The sequence below is a fragment of the Arthrobacter sp. LjRoot14 genome (assembly GCF_964253905.1).
Taxonomy (GTDB): Bacteria; Actinomycetota; Actinomycetes; order Actinomycetales; family Micrococcaceae; genus Arthrobacter.
On the sequence record NZ_CAXURL020000001.1, the window covers coordinates 2940693 to 2952598 of the forward strand.

At 64.2% G+C, this 11906-nt stretch carries 10 protein-coding genes and 1 tRNA gene; 9 read left to right on the forward strand and 2 right to left on the reverse strand.

Annotation, left to right across the window (positions count from 1 at the left end; translation table 11 throughout):
* Positions 1-38: 38 nt before the first annotated feature.
* Complete coding sequence (locus ACSQ12_RS13230) at positions 39-314, forward strand: hypothetical protein (RefSeq protein ID WP_209743801.1); 276 nt, start codon at positions 39-41, stop codon at positions 312-314.
* Positions 315-324: 10 nt separating this feature from the next.
* Here the strand turns inward: ACSQ12_RS13230 and ACSQ12_RS13235 are convergent, their stop codons facing one another.
* Positions 325-807 carry a MarR family winged helix-turn-helix transcriptional regulator gene (locus ACSQ12_RS13235; RefSeq protein WP_209748321.1) on the reverse strand — a complete coding sequence of 161 codons (483 nt, stop codon included), beginning with the start codon at positions 805-807 and terminating at the stop codon, positions 325-327.
* A 97-nt stretch (positions 808-904) separates the two neighbouring features.
* Here ACSQ12_RS13235 and bcp point away from each other — a divergent pair, with 97 nt between their 5' ends.
* The 8 genes from bcp to ACSQ12_RS13275 all read left to right on the forward strand — a co-directional run bounded on the left by bcp (position 905) and on the right by ACSQ12_RS13275 (position 11069).
* Positions 905-1375 carry a thioredoxin-dependent thiol peroxidase gene (gene bcp, locus ACSQ12_RS13240; RefSeq protein ID WP_209743798.1) on the forward strand — a complete coding sequence of 157 codons (471 nt, stop codon included), beginning with the start codon at positions 905-907 and terminating at the stop codon, positions 1373-1375.
* 143 nt (positions 1376-1518) lie between these two features.
* Positions 1519-1600, forward strand: a tRNA-Leu gene (locus tag ACSQ12_RS13245).
* 247 nt (positions 1601-1847) lie between these two features.
* The gene (locus ACSQ12_RS13250; RefSeq protein ID WP_209743796.1) at positions 1848-2522 is read left to right on the forward strand and encodes a fasciclin domain-containing protein; all 675 of its coding nucleotides are present in this window, start codon (positions 1848-1850) and stop codon (positions 2520-2522) included.
* Positions 2523-2740: 218 nt separating this feature from the next.
* Complete coding sequence (locus ACSQ12_RS13255; protein ID WP_436065695.1) at positions 2741-4417, forward strand: ABC transporter substrate-binding protein; 1677 nt, start codon at positions 2741-2743, stop codon at positions 4415-4417.
* A 79-nt stretch (positions 4418-4496) separates the two neighbouring features.
* The gene (locus ACSQ12_RS13260) at positions 4497-6002 is read left to right on the forward strand and encodes a malate:quinone oxidoreductase (protein ID WP_436065696.1); all 1506 of its coding nucleotides are present in this window, start codon (positions 4497-4499) and stop codon (positions 6000-6002) included.
* Between the two features lie 69 nt (positions 6003-6071).
* Positions 6072-9290: an efflux RND transporter permease subunit gene (locus ACSQ12_RS13265; protein ID WP_436065697.1), complete on the forward strand. Its 3219-nt coding sequence runs from the start codon at positions 6072-6074 to the stop codon at positions 9288-9290.
* A gap of 193 nt (positions 9291-9483) precedes the next feature.
* Entirely contained in the window at positions 9484-10608 is a 1125-nt protein-coding gene (locus ACSQ12_RS13270; protein WP_011692392.1) for an LLM class flavin-dependent oxidoreductase, read from the forward strand.
* Positions 10608-11069 (forward strand): MarR family winged helix-turn-helix transcriptional regulator, encoded by a 462-nt coding sequence (locus tag ACSQ12_RS13275; RefSeq protein WP_209743788.1) that lies wholly within the window; start codon positions 10608-10610, stop codon positions 11067-11069. The genes ACSQ12_RS13270 and ACSQ12_RS13275 overlap by 1 nt, the downstream gene beginning before the upstream one ends.
* A 3-nt stretch (positions 11070-11072) precedes the next feature.
* On the opposite strand, the gene ACSQ12_RS13280 is transcribed toward ACSQ12_RS13275, so the two are convergent.
* On the reverse strand, positions 11073-11879 hold the full coding sequence (locus ACSQ12_RS13280) for a transglutaminase-like domain-containing protein (protein WP_436065698.1): 807 nt from the start codon (positions 11877-11879) through the stop codon (positions 11073-11075).
* Positions 11880-11906 lie beyond the last annotated feature (27 nt).

An 11906-nucleotide genomic window follows, 5' to 3' on the forward strand; every position in this document is an offset into this window, starting at 1 on the left:
ATAGAGTGACGTCACTACTAGGTGTGGGAAGGCAAACCATGGCTGTTTTTCGGTTTACTGTTACCGGCACGATCGAAGCCGATGCCGAAGCCATAGGCGCGGCCATGGCCGCCTCGCTGCCGGCCCCGTCCACGGACTCCGGGACGCTGGCGGCACTGGAGACAAGCCTGGAGTTCAGCGAAAACCCCGGCTCGGCGCTACAGGCGTTGCTGGAGATGGGCGTGATGGCGATCCTGCAAGCCAAACTGGGCCCCTTGAACAAGGGCTGGGACGTTCAGGCGCTGGAGGCGATCGCCGTCCGCCTTCTGGGGTAAGACCGGGTGGTCAGTTGACGCTGTTCGCTTCCACGGTGAGGCCGGACTCGGCACCCGCCACGATTGCTTTGGTCTCCGGCGAGGAAAATCGGCTGGCCAGGACGGTCACTACGGCCTGGAGCTCCTGCCGGAGAACGTCGGGATCGATCGATGCGGCCGCCAGCACGGTTCGTTCCATGTCGGCTGCAGCGGCCACGGCTTCGACTCCGCGCTCGGTCAGGGACACCACGTGGCTCCGCCGGTCGGACGTGCTGCGTTCACGGCGGATGTGCCCATGCACCTCGAGCCGGCTGAGGGTCTTGCCCATGGTCTGCGCCTGCACCCGGACCAACTGAGCCAGCTGTGCCTGGGTCATGGGTCCATTGTGGGCAAGAACTTCCATGGCGATGACCCCCGCATGGGTGAGCCCAATGGCTCCCAGCTTCTCGTTCCAGGAGTGTTCCACGAGCCGTGCCGCGGTGGACAAGAGGCGCCCAGTGGGCCAGCGATCCATATCAGGCATACAACTTAGTATAGCCAGCGTGGGATTCGTCCCTCGCTTCCCCCGCTTACTAAGCTTAAATGTCCAGAACATTCCTAAGGAGAAAATATTGGCTGAACGACTCATTCCCGGCACTCCGGCGCCGGACTTTACTCTGAAGGACTCCGCAGGGAAGGACGTCAGCCTGAAGGACTACCGCGGCCGGAACACCATCGTTTACTTCTATCCGGCCGCATCCACGCCCGGCTGCACCAAGGAAGCGTGCGACTTCCGCGACACCCTTGCCTCCCTGCAACGTGAAGGCTACGACGTCCTGGGTGTCTCCCCCGATCCGGTCGGGAAACTCGCCACGTTCGCCGAGAAGGAAGGCCTGACTTTCCCCCTGTTGTCCGACGAGGACCACGCCGTGGCTGAGGCTTACGCCGCGTGGGGGGAGAAAAAGAACTACGGGCGGACATACGAGGGCCTCATCCGGTCCACTGTCGTAGTGGACCCGGACGGCAACGTCGCCGTGGCACAGTACAACGTGCGGGCCACCGGCCACGTGGCGAAGCTCCGCCGGGACCTCGGACTGGCCTAGCCGGACTCCGGGCGCCAGCGGGCGCTGCTGATCCGCCCCCAAGCGGAAGGCGCGCCCGGCAGGTACACTGGAGCCTGGAATCCGCCGTCGAACTTCTTTTCGCTTTCCCCGGACAGCAGGAAAAACACGCACGACGGCGCCGCGCGCGAGTGGTGAAATTGGCAGACACGCAGGATTTAGGTTCCTGTGCCTTCGGGCGTGGGGGTTCAAGTCCCCCCTTGCGCACAGCAGCACAACCCTCGGAATCCCGGGCCCCACGGTCCGGGATTCCTTTGTTTAACGCCGCCGCACCGGCACCGGAAGGCCCCCGAAAAAAAGATTCTCCCCCTTCACCCATCCATTACTGCCGAACTGCCGAATACCCATTGAGACACCAACCAAGGGTCGGTGCCCACAGTCGGAAACAGCCAGTGCAGTGATCGAAGAAGTCGTTCGCCGCAGGCAATAATCGGCACTAACAAGGAGAATCGAAATGCAGTCATTCAAGCGCACAACTTTCACCGTTGCAGGTGTTGCAGCTGCAGCTCTGCTGAGCCTGACCGCATGCGGCGGATCGGCCACCACGGCCAACAGCTCCTCCGCACCGGCTTCAACCCCGTCTGCTTCGAGCATGGCGCCGTCACCGTCGGCCAGCTCCGCGGCGGCGATGGATCCTGCCGCCAACCTGGTGGGCCCCGGCTGCGCAGGTTACGCCGAGAAGGTTCCCAGCGGTGCAGGATCGGTATCAGGCATGGCCCTCGATCCGGTCGCGGTCGCAGCCTCCAACAACCCGCTGCTGACCACCCTCACGGCGGCAGTTTCCGGCAAGCTCAACCCCAAGGTCAACCTCGTCGATACGCTCAACGGCAGTGAATTCACGGTCTTCGCACCGGTGGATGATGCGTTCGCCAAGATCGACGCCGCCACTATCGAAACGCTCAAGACCGACGATGCCCTCCTGAGCAAGATCCTGACTTACCACGTTGTTCCCGGCCAGATCACCCCCGACAACATTGTGGGCACCCACAAGACCGTCCAGGGCGGCTCGGTCACCGTGACCGGCACCAAGGATGCACTGAAGGTCGATGACGCCAGCGTCATCTGCGGCGGCGTCAAGACGGCCAACGCCACGGTCTACCTGGTGGACTCCGTCCTGATGCCGAAGTAGGCAACCACGAACACTCCTGTCCCGGCTCCAGCCTGACTCCCTGGGCCGATCCTGGAGAAACTGAGGCCCGCACCGTCCGGTGCGGGCCTCAGCTTTGCCTTCCGGAGGGCGCGGCCGGCATCGGGAGGCGCACCCGGCGAGTGTCCAGGATCGTTCAATTAGACTGGGGACCGGTCCGCTGTCCGCGGACCTTCCGGCCGCCCAGAGGTGATCATCGAGTGCCCAGCAGTAAATCGCGCCGCATTGCAGTCAGTATCGGTGCAGGGGTCCTGTCGCTGCTGCTGGCCGCATGCACAGGAACGCCTGCCCCGGCTCCGGCGTCGCCCTCTGCGGCTCCTGCAGGCACTACTGCCGCTGCCCCTACCGCGACGTTCACCTTCGGCACGGCGGCCCAGCCGCTGGGACTTGATCCCGCGCTGGCATCCGATGTGGAGTCCTACCGGATCACCCGCCAGGTCCTGGAGGGCCTTGTGGGAGTGGACCAGACCACGGGGCTGCCCACTCCCCTGCTCGCCACTGAGTGGGCGGAATCCAACGAGGGCCGCGCTTACACCTTCAAGCTCCGCGAGGGCGTCAAGTTCCAGGACGGCACACCCTTCGATGCCGCGGCTGTGTGCTCCAACTTCAACAGATGGTTCAACTTCCCGGCGAGCCTGCGGAAGCAGGCGCCCGGAACCTCGTTCAAGGGCGTGTTCAAGGCCTACGCCGACCAGGCGTCGCTCTCCATCTACAAGGGCTGCACCGCCGTTTCTGCGGGGAACGTCCGGATCGACCTCACCCAGCCGTTCACCGGGTTCCTCCAGGCGCTGACGCTCCCGGCCTTCGCCATGTCCTCCCCTACGGCCATGGCGGCGCAGAAGGCGGACAGCCTCAGCCAGACCCGGGACGGCCAGCCCGTGTCGGCCTATGCCCTGCACCCCGTCGGTACCGGTCCCTACAGCTTCGCCGCGTGGCAGGACTCCAGCGTCAAGCTGGTCAGCAACAAGGACTATTGGGGTGACAGGGGGCAGATCGGCACCATCAACTTCGTCACCTACGATCACCCGCAGTCCAGGCTCCAGGCTCTCCTCGACGGCAAGATCGACGGCTATGACGCCGTCACCGTGGGCAACTTCGACCAGCTCGTCAAACGCGGACAGCAGATCATCCAGCGCGACCCGTTCTCCGTGATGTACCTGGGCATGAACCAGGAAGTGCCCATCCTGCAGAACATCAAGGTGCGCCAGGCCATCGAGTTGGCGGTGGACAAGGAAACGCTGATCCGCCGGTTCTTCATCGACAACACGGCGCAGGCAACCCAGTTCGTCCCGCCCAAGCTCAGCGGGTTCAACAACAACGCCCCCTCCCTGGGCCACGACCCGGCCAAGGCGAAGGCGCTTCTGGAGGAAGCCGGGTACAAGGGCGAGGAACTCAAGTTCTACTACCCCCTTAATGTCACCAGGCCATACCTTCCCACACCGGAAAAGGTGTACGCAGAGCTCAGCAAGCAACTCACCGCTGTGGGGCTGAACATCAAGCCGGTTCCGGTGGAGTGGTCGGACGGGTACCTGCAGAAAGTCCAGTCACCCGGGGACCATGCCCTGCACCTGCTCGGCTGGAACGGTTCCTACGCCGATCCAGACAACTTTGTGGGTCCCCTGTTTGGCGAGAAGAACGGCGAATTCGGCTACCAGGACCCGCAGGTCTTTTCGAAGATCGCGCGGGCACGCGGCTTGCCTGAGGGCGAGGAGCGGACGGAGCAATACCGCACCATCAACGCCCAGATCGCCGAATCGGTCCCCGCCGTCCCCATCGCTTTCCCCATTTCGGCACTGGCACTCTCCGACCGGGTGCTGAAGTACCCTGCCTCACCGGTATTAAACGAGGTTTTCACAAAGGTGGAGCTAAAACCTTGACGGACTGCCCCAATTTCAGTTAGTAGGGTGCTCGGGGATATTCTGTGACAGCCAGAGCCGCTGCTATCGGAGACTGATTGTGACTTTCATTTCCAAGACCCAACATGCCGACGTCGTCCTGATTGGCGGCGGCATCATGAGCGCCACGCTGGGTGCGTTCATCAAGCAGCTCGAACCGAACTGGACCATTTCGCTGTTCGAACGGCTCGACGAAGCCGGCCTGGAAAGCTCGGGCCCGTGGAACAACGCAGGCACAGGGCACGCCGCCCTGTGTGAGCTTAACTACTCGCCCGCAGCCAAAGACGGCTCGGTTGATCCATCCAAGGCGCTGCACATCAACGAGCAGTTCCAGCTGTCCCGCCAGTTCTGGTCGCACCTGGTCAGCAACTCGCTCATCGGCTCCCCCAAGGGGTTCATCAACACGGTCCCCCACATGAGTTTCGTCATCGGGGACGCCAATGCGGACTTCCTGAAGACCCGGTACGAGGCACTGAAGCCGAACACCCTCTTCCGTTCCATGGAGTACTCCGAAGACCACGCACAGATTGCCAAGTGGGCGCCCCTGATCGTCAAGGGCCGTGACCCGAAGCAGAGGATTGCGGCCACGCGCGCGGCCGAAGGAACCGACGTCGACTTCGGCGCACTGACCCGTGAGCTGACCACGTACCTTGCCAACAACGGCGTGGAGATCAACTACGGACACGACGTCAACGGCATCCGGCGCGCTCCGGGTGGCGGCTGGGACCTGACGCTCAAGCACAAGAAGTCCGGAGAGCACGGCAACATCCACGCGAAGTTCGTGTTCGTCGGTGCCGGCGGCGGTGCACTGCATCTGCTGCAGGCCTCCGGCATCCCCGAGAGCAAGGGCTACGGCGGTTTCCCGGTTTCCGGCCAGTTCTTCCGCTGCACCGACGAGGCCCTCGCCGCCCAGCACAGCGCCAAGGTCTACGGCCAGGCGTCCGTGGGAGCCCCGCCCATGTCCGTTCCGCACCTTGACACCCGTTACGTCGACGGCAAGCGTTCGCTGCTCTTCGGGCCCTACGCCGGATTCTCAACCAACTTCCTGAAGAACGGCTCGTACCTGGACCTGCCGTTGTCGATCCGCCCGGGCAACATCATCCCGATGCTTGCCGTGGCGAAGGACAACATGGACCTGACGGCCTACCTGGTCAAGGAAGTCGCGAAGCGGCACGGCGACAAGGTGGAGGCCCTTCGCGAGTATTACCCGGAAGCAAAAGACGGCGATTGGGAACTCATCACCGCCGGCCAGCGTGTTCAGATCATCAAGAAGGATCCGAAGAAGGGTGGTGTCCTCCAGTTCGGTACTGAAGTGATCGCCGCGCGCGACGGTTCCATCGGTGCACTGCTTGGTGCTTCCCCGGGAGCCTCCACCGCAGTCCCCATCATGATCGAACTCCTCCAGAAGTCCTTCCCCAGGAACTTCAAGGGCTGGCAGTCCAAGCTCAAGGAAATGATGCCCGGCTACGGCATCAAGCTCAACGACAACCCGGAATTGGCCGAACGGCTGGAGGCGGAAACCGCCAAAACCCTCCAGCTGGAAGCCATAGACGCACCCTCCAGCTGAGACCCTGTTCGGGTTACGGCAGGTTCCACCCCCAACCACAAGACCGTTAACCCACCAGGAGACAATGAGATGTACCGGCTGGCAAAACTATCGCTGGCAAACAGGGCACTGATCGCGCTGATCACCGTCTTCGCGTCGGTGTTCGGCGTGATCACCATGTCCTCGCTCAAGCAGGAACTCATTCCCTCCATCGAGTTTCCGCAGATCACGGTCATCTCGGCCATGCCCGGTGCATCGCCGGAGGTAGTGGACAAGCAGGTGAGCGGGCCCCTCGAGACTGCACTGAACGGTGTCGAGGGGCTTGAATCGACGTCGTCCACCTCCCGCACGGGCGTTTCGCAGATCACCATGGTGTTCACCTACGGTTCAAACCTGGACCGGGCACGGAACCAGATCGACCGTGCCATTTCCAACGCCAAGCGCGCCCTGCCCGATGATGTCCAGCCGCAGGCCATTGCAGGCAGCATCAGCGATTTCCCGATTGTGTTCCTGGCAGTCTCTTCCGACAAACCGCTCAGTGAACTGAACGCCGACCTGCAACGCCTCAGTGTCCCCCGGCTTCAGAAGCTCGACGGCGTCAGGGGCGCCGACGTCACCGGCGGCGCCAGCCAGCACATCCAGGTCCTGCCCCGCCCCGAGGCCATGGCGGCCAAGGGCGCCACCATCCAGTCCATCAGCAATGCGCTGAAGAACAACGGGGCGCTTATTCCGGCGGGCACCATCGAGGAACAAGGCAAAACGCTCTCGCTGCAGATCGGCAGCCCGGTGGACTCCCTGGATGCCGTCAAGGCCCTGCCGCTTGGCGGCGCCAAAGACGCCGCCACCATCGGCAGCGTCGCGGACGTCAGCATCAAGGATGACGTCCGCACGTCGATTACCCGCACCAACGGCAAGGAAACGCTGGCGCTCTCCGTGACCAAAAAGCCCGAGGGCGACACGGTGGCGATCTCGCATGCAGTGAAGGACTCCATCGGCCAGCTTGAGGCTGAGCTGGGCTCCAACGCCAAGTTCACCCCGGTGTTCGACCAGGCCCCCTTCATCGAAAAGTCCATTAAAGACCTCACCACGGAAGGCCTGCTGGGCCTGGGCTTTGCCGTCGCAGTGATCCTGGTGTTCCTGATGTCCGTGCGGTCCACGCTGGTCACTGCCGTCTCCATCCCGCTGTCCCTGCTCATCACCTTCATCGGCCTCTCCGCAACGGGTTATTCCCTGAACATCCTGACCCTCGGAGCACTCACCATCGCCATCGGACGCGTGGTGGATGACTCGATTGTGGTGATCGAGAACATCAAGCGCCACCTCAGCTACGGCGAGTCGAAACTGTCAGCCATCCTGACCTCCATCCGCGAGGTCGCCGGCGCCATCACGGCGTCGACGCTGACCACAGTGGCAGTCTTCCTACCGATTGCGTTCGTCGGGGAACTGGCCGGCGAGCTGTTCCGGCCCTTCGCCCTGACGGTGACCATCGCGCTGCTCTCGTCGCTGCTGGTGTCCCTCACCATCGTCCCCGTACTGGCCTACTGGTTCCTCAAGTCACCGGCTGACACCACAGGGGCTTCCCTGTCCGCCGCCGCGGCGCGGGAAGCCGCGGCCAAGGCGCATGAGGCCGAGCAGCGCAGCCTGTTGCAGCGCGGTTACCTGCCCGTCCTCGACAAGACACAGAAGCACCCGGTGGTGACACTCATCGCCGCAGTCCTGGTGCTCGGCGGGACAGCGGCGATGACGCCGCTGCTCGCCACCGACCTGCTGGGCCGTTCCGGCGAGAACAGCATGACTGTCCGGCAGGTCCTTCCGGCCGGTACGAGCCTCACGGACACCAGTGCGGCAGCAGTGAAGGTCGAGGAAGTACTGCGCAACATCGACGGCATCAAGGACGTACAGGTCACGTCGGGGAACGCGCAGACCGGCTTCACCGCGCTCACGTCCAGCGGCGCCTCGAACTCCTCGTTCACCGTGGTCACCGAGGAGAAGGCCAACCAGGCCCGGCTGCAGGAAACCGTCCGCAACGAACTGGCGAAGATCAGTGACGCGGGAAAGATCTCCGTGGGATCCCAGCAGGGCGGATTCGGCACCACCTCGACGGTGGACATCACCCTGAAGGCGGCCAACTCAGCGGACCTCAGGACCGCAAGCGATGCCATGGTCAAGGCCATGGAGGGTGTCCCGGGCAGCACTGAGGTTGCCACGAACCTTGCAGCCAGCCAGCCGGTGGTTCAGGTCAAGGTGGACCGCGCCAAAGCGGTCGCGGCCGGCCTGAACGAGGAGCAGGTGGCCGGCGTCCTGGCCTCCACGATCAGTCCGTTGCCAGCCGGAACAGTGCGGATCGATACCAACGATTTCCCGGTGCAGATCGGCGAGGGCACGCGGTTCACAAGCGTCGCCGCGGTGCGGAACATCCCGCTGCCGGCATCCGGCGGGGCCGTGACGCTGGGAAGCATCGCCACCGTGGAACAGGTTGACATCCCCGTGTCCATCACCGCCAGCAACGGCCAGCGCACCGCGCGGGTCTCGGTGACGCCGTCGGGCGCCAATCTGGGCGCGGTGAGCACCGAGGTGCAAAGCCGGCTCAAGGGGGTGGAACTCCCGGCCGGCGTCACGGCGGAGATCGGCGGCGCCACCACGCAGCAGACGGAGTCGTTCCAGCAGCTGGGCATGGCGCTACTGGCCGCGATCGCCATCGTGTACGTGATCATGGTGGCGGCCTTCAAATCGCTCATCCAGCCGCTCATCCTGCTGGTATCCGTTCCGTTCGCAGCCACGGGGGCCGTTGCCCTGCTGCTGGCGACCGGCGTGCCGCTGGGCCTGCCGTCACTGATCGGCATGCTCATGCTGGTGGGCATTGTGGTGACCAACGCCATCGTCCTGATCGACCTCATCAACCAGTACCGGCAGCCGCGGAACGGCCAGCCCGGAATGAACGTGGCCGACGCCATCACCCACGGTGCGCGGCAGCGCCTGCGCCCCATCCTGATGACAGCCCTGGCCACCGTTTTCGCACTCACGCCCATGGCGTTGGGCCTCACCGGCGGAGGGGGTTTCATCTCCCAGCCCCTGGCGGTGGTGGTGATCGGCGGCCTGGTGTCCTCGACGGCGCTGACGCTGGTCCTGGTGCCGGTCCTCTACCGGCTGGTGGAAGGGCGCCGTGAGAAGAAGGCGCTGCTCCGTGCGATGCACGAACGCCCCGACTTCGGGCCGCCGGACGACGTCGACGCAGAGTTCCGTGACTGGACAACAGGCCTGGTCCCCAAGGTCTCCGGCCGCCGGGCTGCAGCCGGAGAACCCGAGTAGCCCCGGACCCTGAAGAACTGACGATCCTGAACCAAGCAGTGCCCGTGCCGCCCGGTGGCACGGGCACTGCTGTTTAACCGGGCGGGAATATCCTGGCGCGCCGGACGTTACATCCAACGATAGATGCAAATGCATGTAAATCGGCTATAGTGGAACAAGACCCGGAGCAGTTCGGAAAACGGAAAGGCACACCATGCAGATCGGCGTATTCAGTGTCAGTGACATCACCACTGATCCCACCACGGGGCGCACGCCCACGGAACACGAGCGCATCAAAGCGTCCGTTGCCATTGCCAAGAAGGTCGAAGAGATCGGCATGGACGTGTACGCCATTGGCGAGCACCACAACCGCCCCTTCTTCTCTTCCTCCCCCACCACCACACTGGCCTACATCGCGGCGCAGACGGAACGAATCATCCTGTCCACCGCCACCACACTGATCACCACCAACGACCCCGTGAAGATCGCCGAAGACTTTGCGATGCTGCAGCACCTGGCGGACGGCCGCGTGGACCTGGTAATGGGCCGCGGCAACACGGCGCCGGTGTACCCCTGGTTCGGCAAGAACATCCAGGACGGCATTGAACTGGCCATCGAGAACTACAGCCTGCTGCGCCGGCTCTGGGACGAAGACACCGTGAACTGGTCCGGCAAGCACCGCACGCCACTGCAGAACTTCACTTCCACCCCGCGACCGCTCGACGGCGTGGCCCCCTTTGTGTGGCACGGCTCCATTCGCACGCCCCAGATCGCTGAAGTGGCCGCGTACTACGGTGACGGCTTCTTCGCCAACAACATCTTCTGGCCCAAGGAGCACTACCAGCAGCTGATCGGCCTCTACCGCGAACGCTACGAGCACTACGGCCACGGCAAGGCCGACCAGGCGATCGTCGGCCTCGGCGGGCAGTTCTTCATGCGGAAGAACTCCCAGGACGCAGTGAAGGAGTTCCGCCCGTACTTCGACAATGCGCCGGTTTACGGCCACGGCCCCTCGCTGGAGGACTTCACCTCGCAGACCCCGCTGACAGTCGGCAGCCCGCAGGAAGTCATCGAAAAGACCCTGACCTTCCGCGAGTACTTCGGCGACTACCAGCGCCAGCTGTTCCTGATCGACCACGCCGGCCTTCCCCTGAAGACCGTCCTGGAGCAGCTGGACCTGTTCGGCGAGGAGGTCCTGCCGGTGCTGCGCCGGGAGTACGCCGCCCTCACCCCCGCCCACGTGCCGGAACCGCCCACCCATGCCGGGCGGGTGGCAGCCAGGATGGCTGCCCAGGTGCAGGAGGACTCACTCACCAAGCCCACGGCGCAGGACGCCTGATGAGCGCGCAGCCGGGCGAGTCGCCTGTACGGCTCGCCGCCGAAACCTGGGAATCACTGTTCCGCGCCCAGGTGGCGGTGATGCGGAAGCTTCAGTCCGGCCCTGCTTTCAAAGCACTGGCCGTCAACGAATACGACGTCCTGTTCACGCTCTCACGCTGCCCTTCCGGCTGGCTGCGCCTGAACGAGCTGAATGACAACGTACTCCTCAGCCAGTCCAGCCTCAGCAGGCTGGTGGAGAGGCTGGAGAAGCGCGGACTCGTGGAGCGTATGCCGGCACCCCAGGACGGACGCGGTGTCCTCCTGAAACTGACGGACGCCGGCCGGGAGCTGCAGAAGCAGATCGGCCGCGAGCACGTACGTGATATCTCCGCGCTGATGACGCCGGCGCTGACTGCCGGCGAACAGCGCGAACTGTTGCGGCTCACCGAGAAGCTGCGCGGGTCCGTGTCAGGGCGCTAGGCGTCAGGAAATCGCTACGAGCTTCGCTGGGTCTTCCTGGGGCAGCTCCCCGTCCACCACTGCGGTGACGCGGAGCTCCCTCAGGGACAGGCTTCCGCCGACCGTGGACAGGAACGCTGTGTCCGAGGAGTCCCGGCCGGCGGTGATCCTCAGCATGCTCTCCCGCGGGGCGAGCCCGGTGGGATCGATGACGTACCAGGCCCCGTTAATGTAGGCCTCGGCCACGGCATGGAAATCCATCGGGCTAAGCCCGGGAGCATAGACCGCCACCAGCCTCGCGGGCACATCCTTGGAGCGCAGCAGTGAAATGGCCAGGTGGGCGAAGTCGCGGCACACCCCGCGGCGGTGCAGGAGCGTCTCCACCGCGCCGTCGGTCCCGCGCGAGGAGCCGCTGACGTAGCGGAGCTCGCTGAAGACCCAGTTGCGGACGGCATGCAGGAGCTCTTCGCCCTGGAGGCCGCCGAATTCGGCGTAGGCCGTAGGCAACAGCCGGTCCGACTCCGCGTAGCGGCTGGGCCGGACGTATCGGATCAGTTCCATAAGGTTGGGCTCCTCCGGAACCGCCAGCCCGGAAACAGTTGCCGTGTAGTCAACGGTCACCTCAACGGGCTCCGCGAACTCCATGTAATGGAAGCGTCCGCCGTGGTGGTCGGAAAGTTCCGTCACAGGCACCGGGTCCTCCCCGGAGGTCACCGACATCGTTTCCACGAGCGAGGAATAGCCCGCATTCCTTGCGACGGCAACCGCCAGTGCGACTTTGGTTTCGGCTGCGGTCTTGAAGACGAGCCGGGCGGCCACGCTGCGTTCCATGTATCTCCGGGGTGTGAGGTAGTTGCA

Coding starts and splice junctions, on each gene's coding strand:
- ACSQ12_RS13230 (WP_209743801.1), top strand. CDS start 39: ATGGCTGTTTTTCGGTTTACTGTTACCGGCACGATCGAAGCCGATGCC.
- ACSQ12_RS13235 (WP_209748321.1), bottom strand. CDS start 807: ATGGATCGCTGGCCCACTGGGCGCCTCTTGTCCACCGCGGCACGGCTC.
- ACSQ12_RS13250 (WP_209743796.1), top strand. CDS start 1,848: ATGCAGTCATTCAAGCGCACAACTTTCACCGTTGCAGGTGTTGCAGCT.
- ACSQ12_RS13265 (WP_436065697.1), top strand. CDS start 6,072: ATGTACCGGCTGGCAAAACTATCGCTGGCAAACAGGGCACTGATCGCG.
- ACSQ12_RS13270 (WP_011692392.1), top strand. CDS start 9,484: ATGCAGATCGGCGTATTCAGTGTCAGTGACATCACCACTGATCCCACC.
- ACSQ12_RS13275 (WP_209743788.1), top strand. CDS start 10,608: ATGAGCGCGCAGCCGGGCGAGTCGCCTGTACGGCTCGCCGCCGAAACC.
- ACSQ12_RS13280 (WP_436065698.1), bottom strand. CDS start 11,879: ATGGAACGCAGCGTGGCCGCCCGGCTCGTCTTCAAGACCGCAGCCGAA.